Consider the following 20,947-nt stretch of genomic DNA (forward strand, 5'->3'; position numbering starts at 1 on the left):
CGTGCGCGCCGCTGGGCCGGTGGGCGGGGGCCGCCGCTCCCGGGGGCGCCCACGGCACACGCGCATGATCCGGGACATCGGCGCGCGCCTGAGGCCGTGGGCCGGTCGCGGCCCACAGGCGGGGTGGCGAACTCCCCACTCGGAAAGGCAGGCCCATGGGGCGCGTGAAGATGGCAGTCGTCGCCGCGGCCGCGGTGGCCCTGGGTGTGCTGATGGTCGACAACGACCTGCAGAACGACGGCGGCCCGCCGCAGCCTGCCGCAGCACAGTCCGCCGCACCGGCCCCCCGGCCCGCCACGCCGGCGGCGCCCGCGGCATCGGCGCCGCAGACGGCGGAGGCGACGCCGTCCGTGATGAAGGCTTCGCCTCCCCTGCGCATCCGCATTCCCCGGATCAAGGTCGATGCCCCGGTGACCGGGCTCGGTCTGGACGCCTCGGGGGTGCTGACGGTCCCTCCGGCCGCGAACCGCAACCTCGCCGGCTGGTACAAGGACGGCGTCGCCCCCGGCGCGCGGGGTGCCGCGATCATGCTCGGGCACGTCGACACCAAGGCCGGCCCGGCGGTCTTCTGGGGTCTCGGATCCCTCGGGAAGGGCGACAGGATCGCCGTGGACCGGGCGGACGGCAAGACCGCAGCGTTCGAGGTCGACGCGGTCGAGTCGTTCGCCAAGAGCGACTTCCCGGACGAGCGGGTCTACGGGCCCACTCCGGACGCGCAGTTGCGGCTCATCACCTGCGGCGGGGCATACGACAGGAAGAAGCGCGACTACCTCGAGAATGTCGTGGTGTTCGCCCACCTGGTGCCCGGCGGCTGAGCCTCGTTCGCGTGCGCATCATGTGACCGGTCTCCGTGGGGCACGTCGGCTCGTCCGACGTGCCCCACGGTCGTTCACGCGGTACGCAGCGCCAGGGCAGCGGCGACGCAGGGCAGCGGCGACGTCGCGCAGGACCTGCCCGCAGTCGGACGCCGCGTCCGGGCTGCGCCACGCGACGAATCCGTCGGGACGTACCAGCACGGCGCCGCCCGGGTGCACGCCATGCACGTCGGCCCAATCGGCGTCCTCGTCGGTGACAAGGTCGGCCGCGGTGGCCGCCGAGATCCCGGCACGGTCCGGCTGCAGGCCGTACACGTCGATGTCGGCGCCGAGGCCGGTCGCCGCGTGCCGCCACGCCTGCCCTGCGGTCCCGGCCCCGGTGAGCAGCACGAAACGGCTCTCGTACAGGTCCAGCAGCGAGACCCGCTCGCCCTCCCGGCGGACCCACAGGTGCGGGGCGCGCGTGCCGGGCGCGCCGTCCGGCGGCCGGAACCCCTCGGGCAGCACCGGTGCGTCGGTGTCGGCGCCGACAACGGCTCCGGCGGTGTACCGGTAGCCCAACACGACGCCCAGCACACCCGGTTGGCGCCCGGCGCCGCCCGGAGGCCCACCGGGAGGCCCGCCAGGACGGCCTGCGCCGGGAGGCCCACCGGGGCGGCCTGCGCCGGGAGGTCCGCCGGGGGCAGCCCCCGGGGCCCCCGGTGGCCGCCCCGCGTCAGGCCTGTCCCGGTGCTCGGCCGGGGACCCCTTCGGAGGCCCGTCCGGTCGCGCCGGCGCGGCGTCGCCGCCGGGCTGCCCGGGACCGCCGGGGCCGGTGGGGGCGTAGCCGGGGTGGCTGTGCTCGGCCGACCGGGTGGACGCCCGGGCAGCGGTGGCCAGCGCGACGGGCCGGCGTTCGGCTTCGTAGCTGTCCAGCAGTTCCGGGCGGGCGTGTCCGTTCAGGACGGCGGCGAGTTTCCAGGCGAGGTTGTGTGCGTCCTGGATGCCGGTGTTGGACCCGAATGCGCCGGTGGGTGACATCTCGTGCGCGGAGTCGCCGGCGAGGAACACCCGCCCGTCGCGGTAGCGGTCGGCCACCCGTTCGGCGGCGTGCCACGGGGCCGTGCCGGTGATCTGGACGTCCAGGTCCGCGACACCCGCGGCGGCCCGGATGTGCGCGATGCAGCGTTCGTCGGTGAAGGCGTCGAGCGGCTCGCCTTCCTCCGGATGCCAGGGCGCGTGGAAGACCCACCGTTCGAGGTTGTCGACGGGCAGCAGCGCGCCCTCGCCGAGGGGGGTCGTCAGGTAGCAGACGATGAAGCGGCGGTCGCCGACGAACTCGGCGAGCCGCTTCGAGGTGAAGGTGATGCTGACGTTGTGGAACAGGTCGCCGGGGCCGGAGGTGCCGATGCCGAGGTGCTCCCGCACCGGGCTGCGCGGGCCGTCGGCGGCGACGAGGTAGTCCGCCCGGACGGTGCGTCGCTGTCCGGTGGCGCGGTCTTCCAGGACGGCGGTCACACCGGTGGGGTCCTGGTCGAATGCGACCAGTTCGGTGCCGAACCGGACTGGTGAGCCCAATTCGGCCGCGTACCGGACGAGCACCGGCTCCAGGTCGTTCTGGCTGCACAGGCACCACGAGCTCGGCGAGAACTTCGCCAGCCCGCCGCCCGGGTCGATGTCCTTGACCAGCCACTCCTGTTCGGCGCCGGCGATCGTGTCGGCCTGCAGGATGCCGTGGTTGCCGGCCAGCACCGCCGAGGCGGCACGGATGCCCTGCTCGATTCCCGCGGTGCGGAACAGCTCCATGGTGCGGACGTTGTTGCCGCGCCCGCGAGGGTGTGTCGAGGTGCCGGTGTGCCGTTCCACCACGAGGTGCCGCACGCCGAGCCGGCCGAGGAACACCGACGCGGACAAGCCCACGAGGGACCCGCCTGCCACCAGAACCGGAACCCGTTCGTCGTAACCGGGACTCATCGTTCCCGCCTCTCGCTCAGCCCCCGTATCTCGCCGATCCCGGCGTGTGCCCGGTCGGGGAACAGCAGGCACCCCGCCGGGGAATGCGTCACCCGGATGCCCCGAAAAGGTGCCGTCGCCGTGACATGCGCCCACCCTCGGATCGGGGGAACAAAGCGAAGGATGGACATGGACACCACTGTCCGAATCGATTCCGAACGCGTCGCGTCCGACCGCTCGACCGACCGCGCCGCCGACCGCAGCGACAAGCAGCGACCGGATGCCGAAGGCACAAAGCTCCGGGTGCTGCTGATGCTGGAGATCCACGAGGGTTCGCAAGAGCGGTTCCTGACCGCCTACGAGAGCATCCGCGACCAAGTCGCCCAGGTACCAGGCCATTTGCGCGATCAGCTGTGCCAGTCGATCGAGGATCCGACCCAATGGCTGATCACCAGCGAGTGGGCCGGCGCGGACGAGTTCCTGACCTGGGTGAACAGCCCCGAGCACCAGGACATGGTCCTCCCGCTCCACGGCTGCGTCCGCGGTACGCGGTCGCTGCGGTACTCGGTCGCGCGCGAGACCGGATCGCACGGGCCGGGTACCGCCGCCGAACGGCCGTCGCCGGCGCCCGGCGCACGGGCCCGGAGCCGGGCGTCCCGATCGGGCGCCGAGCGGCCGGCCGAACCCGAAGTCGTCCGCTGCGCACTGAGCTTCGAGGTCAAGCCCGGCAGCGAGGCCGAAGTGGCCCGGATCCTCTCCGGATACAAGTCCCCCGACCCGCACGTCGACGAGAGGACGTCGCTGCACCGCACGTCGGTGTTCATGCGCGGCAACGTCGTCGTCCGGGCCGTGGAGATCGCCGGCGACATGCGGGCGGCCCTCCAGCATGTCGCGCGGCAGCCGCAGGTCCGCGCCGCCGAGGAAGCCTTGAACCCGCATCTGGCGGAGCCCCGCGACTTGGACGACCCGGAGGGGGCGCGGGCGTTCTTCATGCGCGCCGCGCTGGCCGAGGACTTCCACCAGGTGTCCGCGACGCCCCGTGACGGGGTGGTCCGTGCCGCGTTCCTCTACCCGGTGCGCCCCGGATGCGCCGACGCCGCCGCCCAGGTGCTGGCCCGGCACGACGAGGCCGACCTGAACGACCGCAACGGCCTGCTCGCCGCGAGTTCGATCTACGTGCGGCAGGACCTCCTGGTCCGCGTGGTCGACGTACGCTCGGTGCCGGACCCGGATCCCGCGACGCTGCTGGGCGTCGACCGCGACGCGGTCGCCCGCCTCGGCCGCCTCCTGGACGTCCAGGGCGATCTGACGGACGACGCGGGGCTGCGGCTTCTGCACGCCGCGAGCGAGATGACCCCGGTCACCGACCGGCGAGCCGCCACCGCTTCCTGAGCCGACCGCCGGTTCGCTCCGCCGCCCGGCAGGCGCCGGCGAGACCGCCGTGGCGCGGCACCGCCGCCCCGGCGTACGCCGCCCGCGCCTGCCTCACCCCTGCGCGCCCTTGAGCGCGCCACACCGCACACCACCTGGAGGTTGCCGCATGAGCGCGCCCACCACCCCCGGCACACCGCACGCGGAGTCCGCGCTCCACGAGGCCCGGCCGTGCACCGGTACCGGCGTACGTGTCGTCAGTCTGGACGAGGTGGCCCCCAACCGACGCCGCGGCGGTGACCTCCGGGTCACCCTGAGCCCCACCACGGTCGGTTCCACCAGCGGCTTCATGGGCCTGGCCATCCTCCTTCCCGGGGAGACCATCTCGGAGCACTACCACCCCTACTCCGAGGAGTTCGTGCACCTGGTGTGCGGAAGCCTCGAAGTGGACCTGGACGGCGTCACGCACGAACTCCGCGCCGAGCAGAGCCTGATGATCCCGCGGGACATGCGCCACCGGTTCCGCAACACCGGCCGGGAAGAGGCGCGCATGGTGTTCCAGCTCGCGCCGCTCGCCCCCAAGCCGGAACTCGGACATGTCGATACCGAGGCACTTGCCGACCCGCACGAGTCGCATCCGGGCATCGGCGGTGGGCCGTGAACCGCCGCGTGGCGGTCACGGGTGTCGGCGTCGTCGCGCCCGGCGGCGTGGGCGTCCCCGCCTTCTGGGATCTGCTGACCGCCGGCCGCACGGCCACCCGGGGCATCACGTTCTTCGACCCGGCCCCGTTCCGGTCGCGGATCGCCGCCGAGTGCGACTTCGACGCCGCGGCACACGGCATCACTCCCGAACGCGCCGAACGCGCGGACCGCTACGTCCAGTTCGCCCTGGTCGCCGCCGCCGAGGCGGTGGCCGACAGCGGGCTCGACCTGGCCGCGGAGGACCCCTGGCGCGTCGGCGTCTCCCTCGGCACCGCAGTGGGCGGCACCACTCGCCTCGAACACGACTACGTCAACGTCGCGGTGACCGCGGAAGGCGTGCGCTGGGACGTGGACCACCGCGCCGCGGACCCGTTCCTGCAGCGTGCCTTCACCCCCGCCGCACTGTCCTCCGAGGTCGCCGAGGAGTTCGGTGCGCAGGGCCCGGTGCAGACCGTGTCCACCGGCTGCACTTCCGGTCTGGACGCGATCGGCTACGCGGCCCACGCCATCGAGGACGGCCGCGCCGACATCTGCCTCGCGGGAGCGTCCGATTCGCCGATCTCGCCCATCACGGTCGCGTGCTTCGACGCCATCAAGGCGACCTCGACGCGCAACGACGACCCGGCGCACGCCTCGCGGCCGTTCGACGCGCACCGCGACGGCTTCGTGCTGGGCGAAGGCTCGGCGGTGCTGGTCCTGGAGGAGTTGGACCGCGCCCGGGCGCGCGGCGCGCGCATCTACGCCGAGATCGCCGGATTCGCCACCCGCGGCAACGCGTACCACATGACCGGCCTGACCCGCGAAGGCCTGGAGATGGCCGAGGCGATCGGCTGCGCCCTGGACGACGCGCGCCTGGACCCGGCGTGCGTCGACTACGTCAACGCGCACGGCTCGGGCACCCAGCAGAACGACCGGCACGAGACCGCGGCCGTCAAGCTCGCGCTCGGCGAACACGCCAAGTCGGTCCCGATGAGCTCGATCAAGTCCATGGTCGGCCACTCCCTCGGCGCCATCGGCGCCATCGAGGTCGCCGCCTGCGCCCTCGCCATGGCGCACGGCGTCGTCCCGCCCACCGCGAACTACGAAACGTCCGACCCGGAATGCGACCTCGACTACGTGCCGAGGACCGCCCGGGAAGCGACCCTCGACACCGTGTTGTCGGTCGGCAGCGGCTTCGGCGGTTTCCAGTCCGCCGTCGTCCTGGACCGCCGGTCCGTGCACAGCACCACCCGCACCGGAAGGACCCGGCGATGAGCACCCGGCCCCGGCACACCGCCGTCACGGGCATGGGTGTGGTCGCCCCCAACGGCATCGGCACCGACGTGTTCTGGAAGGCCGTACGCGAGGGCACCCCGCACTTGGCGCGGATCACCCGCGACGGCTGCACGGACCTGCCGCTCGCCGTGGCGGGCCTGGTCGACGAGTTCGATCCGGTCGGCACGGTCGAGGACAAGTTCCTCGTGCAGACCGACCGGTTCACGCACTTCGCGCTGCACGCGGCCGACCAGGCGCTGACCGACGCCGGCTTGCCGGACCTCCCGGAGTACTCCGTCGGGGTGGCCACCGCCAGCAGCTCGGGCGGCGGAGCTTTCGGCCAGCGCGAGTTGCAGAACCTCTGGAGTACCGGCCCCGGGTCCGTGGGGCCCTACCAGTCCATCGCGTGGTTCTACGCGGCCAGCACCGGGCAGATCTCCATCCGCGGCGGCTTCAAGGGGCCGTGCGCGGTGCTCGCCGACGACGAGGCCGGGGGCCTGGACGCGGTGGCGCACGCCGCCCGTTCGATCGCCCGCGGCGCGGACGCCATGGTCGTGGGTGCCGCGGAGGCGCCGATCGCGCCGTACTCGATGGTCTGCCAGCTCGGCTACCAGGAGCTGAGCCTTTCCCGCGACCCGGGCCGTGCGTACCTTCCGTTCGACTCCGCGGCCTGCGGTTTCTCGCCCGCCGAGGGCGGCGCAGTCCTGGTCCTGGAGGAGGCCGAGGCAGCCCGCCGGCGCGGCGCTCCCGTCCGGGCCACCATCGCCGGGCACGGCGCGACCTTCACCGGAACCGGCGACTGGAGCCGGTCCCGGCACGGCCTCGCCCGCGCGATCGGACTGGCGCTGGCCCAGGCCCGCATCGCCCCGTCCGAGATCGACGTGGTCTTCGCCGACGCACTCGGCGTGCCCGCCGCGGACCAGGCGGAGGTCCTCGCCCTCGCCGACGCGCTCGGCCCGCACGCCGCCGACGTGCCGGTGACCGCCCCCAAGTCCGGTTACGGCCGCGCCTATTGCGGCGGACCCGTCCTGGACTGCGCCGCCGCCGTCCTGGCCATGCAGCACGGCGTCATCCCGCCGACTCCCGGGGTCTTCGCCACCGAGCACGACATCGACCTGGTGACCGGGCACGCCCGCACCACTCCGGCGCGAACCGCGCTCGTGCTCAGCCGCGGCCTCATGGGCTGCAACGCCGCGCTGGTCCTGCGGGCCGGCGACAGCGGCGCCTGACCACCGCACCTCCCGACCGGACCGACCGAACCGAACCGACCGACCTGACCGACCGCGGTACCCCGCCCCCGCGAGGAGCCCGGTGCACACCCACGAAAGGACGCGCCCATGAACGGGCCCTTCGGCTTCGACGACCTGGCCGCCCTCATGAAGTCCGCAGCCGGCATCACCGCCGACCCTGTCGAGATGGAATCCCGCCCCGACGCCGAGTTCGCCGACTTCGGCCTGGACTCGCTCGGCCTGATGGCCGTGGTGGGCGAGGTCGAGCACGACCACAACACGCCTCTCGGCCCCGATGCCGAGCGCTGCAAGACCCCCCACGAGTTCGTCAGCCTGGTGAACTCCCAGATCACCTCCGGAGTGTGAGCCCGATGGCCGGACACACCGACAACACCATCATCGTCAACGCCCCGCTCGACCTGGTCTGGGAGATGACCAACGACATCGAGCGCTGGACCGAGCTGTTCACCGAGTACGCCTCCGTCGAGATCCTCGAACACGACGGCGACAAGATCACGTTCCGCCTCACGATGCACCCCGACAAGGACGGCAACGTCTGGAGCTGGGTCTCGGAACGCGAACCGGACCGCGACCGGCGCACCGTGTGGGCGCAGCGGGTGGAGACCGGCCCGTTCGAGTACATGCACATCCGCTGGGAGTACCGCGAGGAGCCGGACGGCGTGGCCATGCGCTGGGTGCAGGACTTCTCGATGAAGGACACCGCGCCGGTCGACAACGCCTGGATGACCGACAACATCAACCGCAACTCGCGGGTCCAGATGGAGATCATCCGCGACCGGATCCAGCAGCGCGCGAAGGAACTCGGCCTCACCGCCGCACCCGCCCCCATCGGGTGACCGGCGCCGCCCCGGCCGTATCCGCCATCCACCCGCGCCGTCCCGGCCGCCGACCGGGCGGGTACGGCCGGGCGGCAGTCTCCCCGTACCGATGCGAAGGACTCCGCCATGCCCGTGTACCGCAGCCTGATCGTCGCCCGCATGCGCCCGGACGCCGCAGCCGACGTCGCCGACATCTTCGCCGCCTCGGACCGCGGCGACCTGCCCGGGCTGGTCGGCGTCACCGGCCGCAGCCTCTTCCACTTCGGCGAGGACCTCTATATGCACCTCGTCGAGGCCGATCGGCCCCCCGCCGAGGCCGTCGCCGCACTGACCGGGCATCCGGAGTTCCGCGCCGTCAGCGACCGGCTGTCCACGCATATCAGCGCGTACGACCCGCGGACCTGGCGCGGACCGAAGGACGCCATGGCCCGCGAGTTCTACCGCTGGGAGCGGCCGTCCGACAGCTGACCGCCGACCTCCCGGCCCCGCGCCGGACCCGGAGGAACACTCATGGTCGAGATTGACCACCACCCTGACACCCTGCCCCCCGGCGCCCTCCCGACCGAAAAGCCCTCGGTCGCGGAGTGGTTGCGCTGCCCCGAGTGCACCGGCCTGGTGTACGGAAAGCGCTTCGCCCGGGCCCAGCACGTCTGCCCGGACTGCGGCGCACACGCCCGGCTGACCGCCCGCCAGCGCCTGGACCATCTGCTCGACCCGGGTTCGGAGACCGCACTGGCCGGCCTGCCGGGCGGCGAGCGGACGGCGCCCGAGGACCCCCTCGGCTTCGTCGACTCCAGGCCGTACCGCGAACGCCTCGGCGAGGCACGGGCGGCGACCGGGATGGCCGACGCGGCACTCGCCGTACGCGGCACGATCGACGGCCGTCCGGTCGTCGCCGTGGCGATGGACTTCCGGTTCCTCGGCGGAAGCCTGGGCTGCGCGGTCGGCAGGCTCGTCTGCCACGCCGCGCAGACGAGCCTGCGCACCCGGACACCCCTGCTGATCGTCGCCGCGTCCGGCGGCGCCCGGATGCAAGAGGGTGCCCTGTCGCTGATGCAGATGGCCACGACCGCCCAGGCGCTCGCCGAACTCGACGAGGCGGGGATCCTCGTGGTGTCCCTCGTGACCGACCCCACGTACGGTGGAGTCGCCGCGTCCTTCGCCACCCTGGCCGACGTGATCCTCATCGAACCCGGCGCGCGGATGGGCTTCGCCGGGCCGCGGGTCATCGAGCAGACCATCGGCCAGCGCCTTCCCGACGGCTTCCAGACCGCGGAGTTCCTCCTCGAACACGGCATGGTCGACGCCGTGGTGCCGCGCACCCAACTGCGCCGGACCCTGGGCGCCCTGCTCCGGGTCGGCGCGGCCGCCCCGTCGCACGGCGGCTCCGCGCCCGACGCCACCCAGGGGCTCGACGGGATCCGCCGGGACACGGGAACCGGAGCGGGCACGATCCCCGAGGACCGACGGCCGCCGCCCGCGACGCCGACTGTGCCGCAGGCCGGCCGCGGCGCGGCGCAGGGCATCGGCTCCGCAGCCTGGGAGACCGTCCGCCTCGCGCGGCACACCGCGCGGCCGTCCGCCCTCGACTACGCAGAGCGCCTGCTGGAGGACTTCCACGAGCTGCACGGCGACCGGATGGGCGCCGACTGCCCCGCCGTCGTCGGCGGACCCGGCCTGCTCGACGGTCGTCCCGTCATGCTGGTCGGCCACCACAAGGGCGGCGACGACCTCGCCGAACGCCGGCGCCGCAACTTCGGCATGGCGTCACCGGCAGGCTTTCGGAAGGCGGCCCGGCTCATGCGCCTGGCGGCCAAGCTCGGCCTCCCGGTGGTCACCCTCGTCGACACCCCGGGCGCCGACCCCGGCCTGGACGCCGAACGCGGCGGGCAGGCCGCGGCCATCGCGGAGAACCTGCGCCTGATGTCCCGCCTCCCCGTCCCCGTGGTCAGCGTCGTGACCGGCGAAGGCGGCAGCGGCGGGGCGCTCGCGCTGGCGGTCGCCGACCGCGTCCTGATCTGCGAGCACGGGGTGTACTCCGTCATCAGTCCCGAGGGCTGCGCCGCGATCCTGTGGAAGGACCCCGCCGCCGCACCCGCCGCCGCCGACGCCCTGCGGCTGGGACCGCGGGACCTGCTCGACCTCGGGGTCGTGGACGCGATCGTCCCCGAACCCCTGGGCGGTGCGCACACCGACCCCGCGGGCGCCGCCGAGCTGCTGCGCGCCGCCCTGTGCGCGGCGGTCGCCGAACTCCGGCACCGGGCCCCCGAGCAACTGCTCAGCGAACGGCGGGACCGCTACCGCCGGATCGGAGCCGCACCCGGCGCGGCCGACCCCCACCTCGATGCGTAGGCAGGAGCACGCACATGGCCATCCAGGACGCCGAACAAGCCGCCGCAGCATCGCCCGCGACGTATGAGGACGCGCACACCACGACGGCCGGCCAGGGAGAGCCGGCCACCGGGACGGCACCGGGCCGCCGTGCGGCGGAAGCCGCGGCCGCCGCCGAGCCGGCCGTCGGCTCCGCCCCGTCACCGCGGCATTTCCGCATGCAGACCGGCGACACCGTGATCGAGATCGAATGGGGCGCGGGTGAAGTGTCCCTGGTACGCGTGGCCGCTGCCGAGGCGCCGGCCGAGCCGCCGGCCGCCGACACCGAGACGACCGCCGCCCCAGGGGTGTTCGTCCGCTCTCCCATGGTCGGCACCTTCTACCACGCGCCCGACCCCGGAGCACGTCCCTTCGTCGGCGTCGGCGACATCGTCCAGCCCGGCCAGACGGTCGGCATCCTCGAGGCGATGAAGATGATGAGCCCGATCACGTCCGCGGTCGCGGGCCGCGTGGTCGAGATGCTGGTCGGCGACGCGCAGCCGGTCGAGTACGACGAGCCGCTGATCGCCCTCGATCCGCTCGGCCGGGGGTGACCCCGTGTTCTCCACCGTGCTCGTCGCCAACCGCGGAGAGATCGCCCTGCGGGTCGTACGCGCCTGCCGGGAGGCCGGAGTCCGCAGCGTCGTCGCGTACTCCACCGCCGACCGCGAGTCGGCCGCCGTGCGCTGCGCCGACGCGTCGGTCCACATCGGCCCGCCTACCGCGCGATCCAGCTACCTGAGCATCCCGGCGATCATCGAGGCGGCGCGGATCACCGGTGCCGAGGCCATCCACCCCGGCTACGGATTCCTCTCCGAGGACCCCGACTTCGCCGAGGTATGCGCAACCCACGGCATCACCTTCATCGGGCCGTCCCCCCAAGTGATGCAGCGGCTCGGCGACAAGGCCGAGGCGCGCGCCGCCATGGCCGAGGCCGGCCTGCCCGTGCTGCCGGGCAGCAGCGGCGCGCTGACCTCCGCGGGCGAAGCCGCGTGCCTCGCCGCGGAGATCGGCTACCCGGTGATCCTCAAGGCCGTCGCCGGAGGCGGCGGCCGCGGCATGCGCGTCGTGCGCGACCCCGCGGACCTGGCTTCGGCGTACACCGAGACGCGTGCCCACGCCCGTGCCGTGTTCGGCGACGAACGCGTGTACCTGGAGAAGTTCGTCGACGACGCGCGGCACATCGAGGTCCAGATTCTCTGCGACCTGTACGGCAGGGCGGTGCACCTCGGCGAACGCGACTGCTCCGTCCAACGCCGCCACCAGAAGCTGATCGAGGAGGCCCCCGCCCCCGCCCTCGACGAGGGCACCCGTGCCGCGATGTGCGACGCCGCGCTGCGCGGTGCCCTGGCCGTCGGGTACACCGGCGCGGGCACCTTCGAGTTCGTGGTCTCCCCGGCGCAGGACTTCCACCTCATGGAGGTGAACTGCCGCCTCCAGGTGGAACACCCGGTGACCGAGATGACCACGGGCATCGACCTGGTGCAGGAGCAACTGCGCATCGCCGCCGGAGAACCCCTGAGCCTCCGCCAGGAGGACGTCGCGGTCCGGGGCTCCGCGATCGAATGCCGCGTCAACGCCGAGGACCCCGAGCGCGATTTCCGCCCCACCCCCGGCACGCTCACCGAATTCGTGCCGCCCGGTGGCCCGTTCGTGCGCGTCGACACGCACGCCTACCCCGGCTGGCGCGTCGGCCCGGACTACGACTCGCTCGTCGCCAAGGTCGTCGTGTGGGCACCGGACCGCGAGCAGGCCCGCGCACGAGCGGACCGCGCGCTCGCCGAGTTCCGGGTCGACGGGGCCGGGGTCCGCACGACCATCCCCTTCCTGCGGCAGATGCTCGCCCACCCCGCATTCGCCGCGGCCGCCCACACGACCGGCCTGGTGGCCGCCGCAGCCCCCGCCACGCACGACACACCGACCACTCCGCACGAGAAGGCGGCCACGACGCCATGCCCCGACACCTCGCCCCCCGACCCGGCCCCGGACGCCTCCGTCGTCGCCTGACCCGGTACGCCCTGGCCGCCGCCCTGATCCCGGCAGCGGCCATCACCCTCGGACCCGGTGCCCACGCAGACCCGAAGGTGCGCGCGGGCGCGAACGTCCACCTCGTCCGCCCCGGCGAGTCGGTCCAGGCCGCGGTCGACGCCGCCGGCCCCGGGGACATCATCGAACTCGCCGCCGGCACCCACCCCGGCAGCGTGCACATCGCGACGGACCACGTGACCCTGCGCGGCCCCCGCGACGCCACGGCCGTCCTCACCCCGGCTGCCACCGCCGCGGCGACCCCCTGCGCCGCGGCCGGCCACGGCGTCTGCATCTTCGGCACCGCCGACGACCCGGTCGCCGGGGTCCGCATCGAGGACGTGACCGTCACCGGCTTCCGCAAGACCGGTGTCATCGGCCGGTACGCCCACGCCCTGTCCGTATCCGGCGTGCACGCCCGCGGCAACGGCGAACACGGCATCGGCCAGGAGTTCTCCCGGCACGGCTTGTTCACCGGGAACACCACCGAATCCAACGGCCAATCGGGGCTGTTCGTCGCCGACGAAACCACCGCCCCCGGCACCGTCGTCGCACGGAACCACTCCACCGGCAACCGCATCGGCGTCCACCTGCGCCGAACCCGCCACACCGCCGTCACCGGCAACGAGATGACCGGCAACTGCGCCGGCGTGTTCCTCGTCGGCGACGAGACCCGACCCGTCGCCGGCGACGTCGACATCGTCGGCAACACCATGGCCGACAACAACCGCTACTGCCCCGGCAACCAGTACATCGCCCACATCCAGGGCTCCGGCATCGTCCTCACGGGCACCCAGCAAGCACGCGTCACCGCGAACCGCATCACCGGCCACCGCGGCGACTCCCCGATGTCCGGCGGCATCGTCATGGTCCCGAGCTTCGCCGGCGACGGCACGTCGTTCCATCGGGTCACCGGAAACACCCTCGCCCGCAACGACCCGGCCGACCTGGCAGAACGGGACCCGAGGGCAACCGGCAACACGTACCTGGGCAACGTCTGCGGACACTCGGAGCCCGCCGGCCTGTGCCGCGGGGACGGGCTGCTCCCCCGCTGAGAATCGCAATTCGCCGATACTGACGCGGCGGGGCACGGGTGCGCGACCCACCCTTGAGGTCGCGCACCCACACCTCGTGTACCGGCTCCCGCAGTGGGTTCCGTCACCACGGGGCACCCCGCGACGCGGTCGACGTCCGGAGCGGAGGAGGAGGACGTCCGCCGCAGTCGTCGGCCGGAAGCCGGGTCGACTACCAGTTGCCGCCGTGGCCGCCGCCGTGGTGGCCGGGCGCGTGCTGCGGCATCATGCCGGGCTTGCCGTGGTGGTCGCCGTCGATGTTGGCGCAGAAGTTGCCGAACGCCGGGTTCAGGACGCCGATCACGCTGACGGTGTTGCCGCACGCGTTGACCGGGACGTGGACCGGAACCTGGATCAGGTTGCCGGACAGCACACCGGGCGAGCCGACGGCCGCGCCGTTCGCCTCGGAACCCGCGAACGCAGCACCCGAAGCGCCCAGCACCAGCGCGGCGGCGCCACCCACGACGATGACCGACTTCTTCATGCTCACAAGAGCCTCTTTTCCGTTTCACCTGGAAGCGGTCCCGGCTGGGCGCCGCTCGCCAGAGGCAACGACCATCAGATGCCCTCGTCACCGCCCGCGCCCAGGTGCCACACAAAAGGGGCAAGTTTCTTGTATTGCCATAATCAACTGGTATTCACGTACAAAACGGCAATACTCCGGTCGTCGTCCGGCTGCGGAGCGGGGCGGCGCCGCTCAGTGCGGTCCCCGGGTTTCCGTCGCCAACGTGCCGACGACCGCCTGCAGATCCTTGTCGCCGGCCACGCGGCGAAGGCGCTGGGCCGCGCCGCCGGCCGCGAGTTCGCGGGCCGCGAGGTCGGCGACCTCGGCCCAGTCGCCATTGCCTTCCAACGTCCCGCGCACATGCTGCAGCAGCGTGCGCACGACTTCAGGGGCGGGCGCCGCGGTGCGGGTCAGCGGGTCGAGGAGGTCGCCGCTCAGCCCCGAGCGTGCCGCGCGCCAGGTCGCGGCGCGCAGCCACTCGGGGCGTACGGCCTCGGCCGGGCGGTCCCGCACCGCCGCGCACGCATCGGCGACCAGGGCCCGGAACAGGCCCGCGATCATGACGACGGTGTCGACCCGCGGGCAGGCGTCGCAGATGCGCAGTTCCAGCGTGTCCTGGTGGGCCGAGGGCCGGATGTCGAAGTAGACCATTCCCGGATCCGTGATGACGCCGGACCGGACCAGCTCGTCGACGAGGCCGTCGTACTCCGCCGCCGAGGCGAACGCACCCGGCGGCCCCGAGCTGGGCCAGCGCTGCATCACCAGGGTGCGCCAGCTCGCGTACCCGGTGTCGGCGCCGAGCCAGAACGGCGAACTCGCGGACAGCGCCAGCAGCACCGGCGCCCACGGCGCGAGCCACGCCATCGCCCGGACGCCGGTGTCCCGGTCGGGGACGTCCGCGTGCACCTGCGCCGCGCAGATCTGCTGCTCGTCCGCGACGGCGGCGTACTCCTCCATGATCCGCTCGTACCGGGCCGTCGGTGTCGCGTCCAGGGTGCCGGTACGCGACAGCGGCGGAGCGCCGGCCGCAATGACGCCGAGCCCCAGCGGGGCCGCGGTCTCCGCCAGGAGCCGGCGCGTCCCGGCGAGGTCGGCGCGCAGCGCGTCGAGGGTGCCGTGCACGCGGCTGTTCGTCTCGACGACCGACTGCTGCAGTTCGCGGACGAAGGTCCGGTCCGGCAGCAGCTCCAGCAGCCCCGGGGCGGCCGATACCGGCATGCCTGTGGCGAGGTCCACGATGTGGAACTCTTCTTCGACCCCGAGGCGCACCGTCATCCGTCTCCTCCGCGCTGTCGTCCGTACCGGCCCGGGCTGCAGCCGCGGCCCGCGCAGACGGACGCTGCCCGCGGACCGGCCCGGCAACCGTCGGCGGCGCGGCGGCGGGCTCGGGGCCCGCCGCACGCAGACCGCTGCGAGCCGTTCCGGGGATGCGGCCCGCCGCGTCAGTGCGCCGGGCCGGCGGGGCGGCCGCGCCAGTCGAGGCACAGGGCGACGGCGTCGTCGTCGGCGTCGCGGTCGCCGCGGAACCGGGCGAGGTCGCGCAGCAGCGAGCGGGCGGCCTCGGGGGCCGGAAGCAGGCGGTGGTCGCGGACACTGGCGGCCAGGCGCCGGGTGCCGAACATCTCGTCCGCGGGCGAGCGGTAGTCGTGGACTCCGTCGCTGACGACGACGAGGCGGTCGCCGGGCTCGAGGGTGAAGCGCTCCGGGACGTAGCGCGTGTCCTCCAAAGTGCCAAGGGCGAACTGGGCCTCCAGGGTGACGCGCTCCACCTGGCCGTGGCGCATCCGCAGGACGAGCGGAGAACCCGCGTCGATGGCGTCGACCTCGCCGGTGGCCAAGTCGACCTCGAACAGCACGCTCGCCAGGTACGCGTCTCCGGTGTGCGCCGACCATACGGCCTGGTTGGCCAGGTCCGCCTGGGCCGCCAGGTCGGCTCCCGAGCGCCGGGCGTTGCGCAGCGCGCCGACCGCGAGCGCGGTGAGGGAGGCCGCCTGCACGCCGTGCCCCATGCCGTTGGTGACGCTGACCGCGAGGGTCCCGGTGTTCACGGCCCAGTCGAAGTTGTCGCCGCGCACGGCGTACGCGGGCTCGAGCTGCGCCCCCATGGAGAACTCGGGGCGCTCGCAGGACCGGCCGGGCAGCAGGTCCCACTGCATTTCCGCGGCCAGCGTGAGGCGGCGCAGCCGGCGGGTCTGCTGGAAGACGTCGGTGGCCGGATCGGCGGCGAGGAGTTCGTGGGCGAGCGCCTGGGCGGCCTCGGCCAGTTCTTCGGCCGGAGCCGCGTCGCCGTCGGCCGGCCGGACGACGCGCAGGACGCCGAGCCGGTCGCCGCGGACGGACACCGGCAGGTAGAGCGTCTCGTGCGGGTCGCCGTGCGCCGGGGCGGTGCGGATCTGCTCCGGGGCCATGAAGGCGCGCCCTGCCGGGGTGCCCGCGACGGGCACCGCGGAGCCGGGCGAGACCTCGCGTCCGAACGGCTGCAGGGCGCTGATGCCGTAGTCGGCGAGCAGCAGCGTGCACGAGGTGACGCCGAATTCCTCGGCGAGCACCCGGGACAGGGCGGTGACGACGTCCTGCGGGGACGCAGCCCGCAGGGCGCGCTGGAGGACGAGGAGGCGGTCGGCGGCGGTCACCGGGGTCCCTTCCGGCGGCGCGGTTCCGGCCCGCGACGCGGCATGACAGAGTGAGGAGAACCATGGACGAAAGACAAGGGCAGCGAGGCCGTCGTTCTCCGGGCGTCGGCGCCGCGGAGGCCGCCGGGGTGCTCGCCGAGACGTTGGAGTCGCTGAGCACGGTGTGGGGGCGGGCTCAGGAGGCGTTCGGCACCACGGTCTCCCCGACCCAGCTGCGGGCCCTGACCATCATCCATCGGTCCCGGGGAATCTCGCTGCACGGGCTGGCGCAGGAGATGGGCACCGTGTCGTCGGTGGCGAGCCGGCTCTGCGACCGCCTCGATTCCGCGGGCCTGGTGACCCGCGATATGGACGAGCACAACCGCCGCAAAGTGGTGGTCGCGCTGACGTTCGACGGCGAGTCGCTGATGGAGGCCATCCGGGCCCGGCGCGTCGAGGATCTCGTGGAGACGCTGAGCAAAATGCCCGCTGCGGACCGCGAGGCCCTGGTCGCGGGCATGGAGTCCTTCCGGCGCGCCGCGGGCCACGCGTCGCGCACCGGTTCGGACACCGGCGACGGCGCGCAGGACGCACCGTCCCGGCGATTCGCCTGAGGACCACACCCCGACCCTATCGTTGCCATAGGGCAACAGTTAAGCGTACGGTGCCACCCGGCGTCACAGCGGGGTGCGCCAGGTATGGCCGGACACGTGGACGCTGCCCGGAATCGGCCCGCACGTGCGTGAACTGGTCGCGTGCGTTGTTGCCATTGGGCAATGATGGCGTGCGGCGAGGGCCTCCGGGCCCCGCCGCGGGCGGGCACCTCGCGCCAACAGGCGCACGGGCTCGCATCCGGACGGAGGCAGGCATGGGTGCGAGCAGCGGCAACCGGACAAGGAAGGGCACGGTGCCGCAGGCGAGCACGGCGCGGGTGGCGGCGGCCGGGGTCGGCGAGCCGGAGCTCCGCCGCCTGCTGGCCGGACTCACCGCGGTACGGGACGGCGACTTCGGCACCCGGCTCCCGGACGGCGCGGACGGGCTGCTGGGCGAGATCTCGACCGTCTTCAACGGCATGGTCGACCAGTTGGCCCTGTTCACCTCCGAAGTCACCCGGGTGGCCCGCGAGGTCGGCAGCGAAGGCCGGCTCGGCGGCCAGGCGGAGGTCCCCGGCGTCTCCGGGACCTGGGCGGACCTGACCGACTCGGTGAACGCGATGGCGGGCAACCTCACCACCCAGGTCCGCGACATCGCCGAGGTCGCCACCGCGGTGGCCAAGGGCGACCTGTCGCAGAAGATCACCGTCGACGCGCGCGGCGAGATCCTCGAGCTGAAGAACACCGTCAACACCATGGTCGACCAGCTCTCCTCGTTCGCCGACGAGGTCACCCGGATGGCCCGCGAAGTGGGCACCGACGGCCTGCTCGGCGGCCAAGCGGACGTCAAGGGCGTGTCGGGGACCTGGCGCGACCTCACCGACTCGGTCAACTTCATGGCCGGCAACCTCACCATCCAGGTCCGCTCCATCGCCCAGGTCGCCACCGCCGTCGCGAAGGGCGACCTGTCGCAGAAGATCACCGTCGACGCGCGCGGCGAGATCCTCGAACTGAAGAACACCATCAACACGATGGTCGACCAGCTCTCCTCGTTCGCCGACGAAGTCACCCGGATGGCCCGCGAAGTCGGCACCGATGGCCAACTCGGCGGGCAAGCCGACGTCAAGGGCGTGTCCGGGACCTGGCGCGACCTCACCGACTCGGTCAACTTCATGGCGGACAACCTGACCGCGCAGGTCCGCTCCATCGCCCAGGTGACCACCGCGGTCGCCAAGGGCGACCTCTCGCAGAAGATCCGGGTGGACGCGCGCGGCGAGATCCTCGAACTCAAGGAGACCATCAACACGATGGTCGACCAGCTCTCCGCGTTCGCCGACGAGGTGACCCGGGTGGCCCGCGAGGTCGGCACCGAGGGGAACCTCGGCGGGCAGGCCACCGTCCGCGGCGTGTCCGGGACGTGGAAGGACCTGACCGACAACGTCAACGTCATGGCGTCCAACCTCACCGGCCAGGTCCGCTCCATCGCGCAGGTCGCCACCGCGGTCGCCCGCGGCGACCTGTCGCAGAAGATCACCGTCGAGGCGAAGGGCGAAGTCGCCGCACTCGCGGGCGTCATCAACACCATGGTCGACACGCTGTCCGCCTTCGCGGACGAGGTGACCCGGGTGGCCCGCGAGGTCGGCACCGAGGGCATGCTCGGCGGCCAGGCCCGCGTCCCCAACGTGGCCGGCACGTGGAAAGACCTCACGGACAACGTCAACTCCATGGCGAACAACCTCACCGGCCAGGTCCGCAACATCGCCCTCGTCACCACCGCCGTCGCCAACGGCGACCTGTCGAAGAAGATCGACGTCGACGCCCGCGGCGAGATCCTCGAGCTCAAGACCACCATCAACACGATGGTCGACCAGCTGTCCTCCTTCGCCGCCGAGGTCACCCGCGTCGCCCGCGAGGTCGGCAGTGAAGGACGCCTCGGCGGCCAGGCCGAGGTCGAAGGCGTCTCGGGCACCTGGAAACGGCTCACCGAGAACGTCAACGAACTCGCCGGCAACCTCACCCGCCAGGTCCGCGCGATCGCCGAGGTCGCCAGCGCCGTCGCCGAGGGCGACCTCACCCGCTCCATCACCGTCGACGCGTCCGGCGAGGTCGCCGAACTCAAGGACAACATCAACGCGATGGTCGGGTCGCTCCGCGAGACCACCCGGGCCAACCAGGAGCAGGACTGGCTCAAGTCGAACCTCGCCCGCATCTCCGGCCTCATGCAGGGCCACCGCGACCTGTCGATCGTCGCCGACCTCGTGATGGACGAACTGACCCCGCTGGTCGCCGCCCAGTACGGCGCCTTCTACCTCGCCGAGGATGCCCCCGGCGGCGTCTCGCTCACCCTCGTCGGCTCCTACGGCTTCCCGGTCGACAGCCCGGCCACCGCCCACATCCCGGTCGGCCGCACCCTCGTCGGCCAAGCAGCCCGCAGCCGGCGCACCATCGCCATGGAGCAGGTCCCCGACGGCTACCTGATCTCCTCCGGCATGGGCCGCGCCGCACCCGCCGAACTGCTCGTGCTGCCCATCGTCGTGGACGAGCAGGTGCTCGGCGTCATCGAACTCGCCTCGCCCGGACGCTTCACTCCCGTCCACCGCGACTTCCTGGACCAGCTGATGGAGACGGTCGGCGTCAACGTCAACACGATCGTCGCCAACGCCCGCACCGACGAACTCCTCGGGGAATCCCAGCGCCTCGCCACCGAACTCCAGGCCCGCTCCGAGGAACTCCAGGACCAGCAGGAGGAACTGCAGCGCTCCAACGCCGAACTCGGCGACAAAGCGGCGCTGCTGGCCACCCAGAACCGCGACATCGAAGCCAAGAACCTGCAGATCGAACAGGCCCGGCAGGAACTGGAGGACCGCGCCCAGCAGTTGACCTTGGCCTCCACCTACAAGTCGGAGTTCCTGGCCAACATGAGCCACGAACTCCGCACCCCGCTCAACAGCCTCCTCATCCTCGCCCAACTGCTCGCCCAGAACCCGACGCGCAACCTGACGGCCAAGCAGGTCGAGTACGCGAGCATCATCCACTCCGCCGGCTCCGACCTGCTCCAGCTCATCAACGACATCCTCGACCTGTCCAAGGTCGAGGCCGGGAAGATGGACCTCACCTGGGAACGCGTACCGCTGCGCGGCCTGTTGGAGTACGTCGAGGCCACCTTCCGCCCGATGACCACCCAGAAGCACCTCGGGTTCACCGTCACCACCGCACCGGGCGTCCCGGACGACCTCCTCACCGACGGCGCACGCCTTCGCCAGGTCCTGCGCAACCTGCTGTCCAACGCCGTCAAGTTCACCGAACACGGCAGCGTGGAGCTGCACATCGACGTCGTCGCGGACGCCGAGCGGCCGAGCGCCGTACCGAGCCAGGGACCGGTCCTGGCCTTCCGGGTCACGGACACCGGCATCGGCATCTCCGAACACCAACTGGAGACCATCTTCGGGGCGTTCCAGCAGGCCGACGGCACCACCAGCCGCAAGTACGGCGGCACCGGACTAGGCCCTGTCTTCAATGTGGTTGGAGCCAGAGGAGTGTTGCGGCGAGGGTGACGGCTGCTTCGTAGGAGGTGGCGGTCTTGTCGTAGCGGGTGGCGATGCCGCGGAAGTGCTTGAGGCGGTTGAA

Annotated in this window: 17 protein-coding genes and 2 pseudogenes; 14 read left to right on the forward strand and 5 right to left on the reverse strand. The window is 72.8% G+C overall.

Annotated features, from left to right (window positions below):
• The first annotated feature begins 155 nt into the window (after positions 1-155).
• On the forward strand, positions 156-815 hold the full coding sequence (locus LZ495_RS28145; protein WP_235055725.1) for a class F sortase: 660 nt from the start codon (positions 156-158) through the stop codon (positions 813-815).
• Between the two features lie 18 nt (positions 816-833).
• Here LZ495_RS28145 and LZ495_RS28150 read toward each other — a convergent pair whose 3' ends face one another.
• The gene (locus LZ495_RS28150; protein WP_235055726.1) at positions 834-2,768 is read right to left on the reverse strand and encodes an FAD-dependent oxidoreductase; all 1,935 of its coding nucleotides are present in this window, start codon (positions 2,766-2,768) and stop codon (positions 834-836) included.
• Between the two features lie 168 nt (positions 2,769-2,936).
• Here LZ495_RS28150 and LZ495_RS28155 point away from each other — a divergent pair, with 168 nt between their 5' ends.
• The 11 genes from LZ495_RS28155 (at position 2,937) to LZ495_RS28205 (ending at position 13,592) form a co-directional block, all read left to right on the forward strand.
• The gene (locus LZ495_RS28155; protein WP_235055727.1) at positions 2,937-4,139 is read left to right on the forward strand and encodes a SchA/CurD-like domain-containing protein; all 1,203 of its coding nucleotides are present in this window, start codon (positions 2,937-2,939) and stop codon (positions 4,137-4,139) included.
• A gap of 148 nt (positions 4,140-4,287) precedes the next feature.
• Positions 4,288-4,779, forward strand: coding sequence for a cupin domain-containing protein (locus LZ495_RS28160; protein ID WP_235055728.1), 492 nt, complete (start codon positions 4,288-4,290; stop codon positions 4,777-4,779).
• The gene (locus LZ495_RS28165; RefSeq protein ID WP_235055729.1) at positions 4,776-6,074 is read left to right on the forward strand and encodes a beta-ketoacyl-[acyl-carrier-protein] synthase family protein; all 1,299 of its coding nucleotides are present in this window, start codon (positions 4,776-4,778) and stop codon (positions 6,072-6,074) included. Before LZ495_RS28160 ends, LZ495_RS28165 begins: the two co-directional genes overlap by 4 nt.
• A complete protein-coding gene (locus LZ495_RS28170; protein ID WP_235055730.1) occupies positions 6,071-7,303 on the forward strand; it encodes a beta-ketoacyl synthase N-terminal-like domain-containing protein in 1,233 nt (410 codons plus the stop codon). The genes LZ495_RS28165 and LZ495_RS28170 overlap by 4 nt, the downstream gene beginning before the upstream one ends.
• A gap of 108 nt (positions 7,304-7,411) precedes the next feature.
• On the forward strand, positions 7,412-7,669 hold the full coding sequence (locus tag LZ495_RS28175; protein WP_235055731.1) for an acyl carrier protein: 258 nt from the start codon (positions 7,412-7,414) through the stop codon (positions 7,667-7,669).
• 5 nt (positions 7,670-7,674) lie between these two features.
• On the forward strand, positions 7,675-8,160 hold the full coding sequence (locus tag LZ495_RS28180; protein WP_235055732.1) for an SRPBCC family protein: 486 nt from the start codon (positions 7,675-7,677) through the stop codon (positions 8,158-8,160).
• 114 nt (positions 8,161-8,274) lie between these two features.
• Entirely contained in the window at positions 8,275-8,610 is a 336-nt protein-coding gene (locus LZ495_RS28185) for a TcmI family type II polyketide cyclase (protein WP_235055747.1), read from the forward strand.
• A gap of 42 nt (positions 8,611-8,652) precedes the next feature.
• Entirely contained in the window at positions 8,653-10,494 is a 1,842-nt protein-coding gene (gene accA / locus LZ495_RS28190; protein WP_235055733.1) for an acetyl-CoA carboxylase carboxyl transferase subunit alpha, read from the forward strand.
• Between the two features lie 14 nt (positions 10,495-10,508).
• Complete coding sequence (locus tag LZ495_RS28195; protein WP_235055734.1) at positions 10,509-11,066, forward strand: acetyl-CoA carboxylase biotin carboxyl carrier protein; 558 nt, start codon at positions 10,509-10,511, stop codon at positions 11,064-11,066.
• Between the two features lie 4 nt (positions 11,067-11,070).
• Positions 11,071-12,519 (forward strand): acetyl-CoA carboxylase biotin carboxylase subunit, encoded by a 1,449-nt coding sequence (locus tag LZ495_RS28200; protein ID WP_235055735.1) that lies wholly within the window; start codon positions 11,071-11,073, stop codon positions 12,517-12,519.
• Positions 12,465-13,592 carry a right-handed parallel beta-helix repeat-containing protein gene (locus LZ495_RS28205; protein ID WP_235055736.1) on the forward strand — a complete coding sequence of 376 codons (1,128 nt, stop codon included), beginning with the start codon at positions 12,465-12,467 and terminating at the stop codon, positions 13,590-13,592. The genes LZ495_RS28200 and LZ495_RS28205 overlap by 55 nt, the downstream gene beginning before the upstream one ends.
• A 190-nt stretch (positions 13,593-13,782) precedes the next feature.
• On the opposite strand, the gene LZ495_RS28210 is transcribed toward LZ495_RS28205, so the two are convergent.
• From LZ495_RS28210 to LZ495_RS28220, 3 genes are all read right to left on the reverse strand, one after another.
• The gene (locus tag LZ495_RS28210; protein WP_235055748.1) at positions 13,783-14,094 is read right to left on the reverse strand and encodes a chaplin; all 312 of its coding nucleotides are present in this window, start codon (positions 14,092-14,094) and stop codon (positions 13,783-13,785) included.
• A gap of 213 nt (positions 14,095-14,307) precedes the next feature.
• Positions 14,308-15,390, reverse strand: coding sequence for a carboxylate-amine ligase (locus tag LZ495_RS28215; RefSeq protein WP_235055737.1), 1,083 nt, complete (start codon positions 15,388-15,390; stop codon positions 14,308-14,310).
• A 167-nt stretch (positions 15,391-15,557) separates the two neighbouring features.
• Positions 15,558-16,748, reverse strand: a complete 1,191-nt coding sequence (locus tag LZ495_RS28220; protein WP_235055738.1) for a PP2C family protein-serine/threonine phosphatase — start codon at positions 16,746-16,748, stop codon at positions 15,558-15,560.
• A 62-nt stretch (positions 16,749-16,810) separates the two neighbouring features.
• Between LZ495_RS28220 and LZ495_RS28225 the strand changes: the two genes are divergently transcribed.
• Positions 16,811-17,341, forward strand: a complete 531-nt coding sequence (locus LZ495_RS28225; protein ID WP_235055739.1) for a MarR family winged helix-turn-helix transcriptional regulator — start codon at positions 16,811-16,813, stop codon at positions 17,339-17,341.
• A gap of 254 nt (positions 17,342-17,595) precedes the next feature.
• A pseudogene (locus LZ495_RS28230) lies at positions 17,596-20,826 on the forward strand (HAMP domain-containing protein); the annotation flags it as partial.
• 7 nt (positions 20,827-20,833) lie between these two features.
• On the opposite strand, the pseudogene LZ495_RS28235 reads toward LZ495_RS28230, so the two are convergent.
• A pseudogene (locus tag LZ495_RS28235) lies at positions 20,834-20,947 on the reverse strand (IS5/IS1182 family transposase); the annotation flags it as partial.

The organism is Yinghuangia soli (assembly GCF_021502675.1).
GTDB lineage: Bacteria > Actinomycetota > Actinomycetes > Streptomycetales > Streptomycetaceae > Yinghuangia > Yinghuangia soli.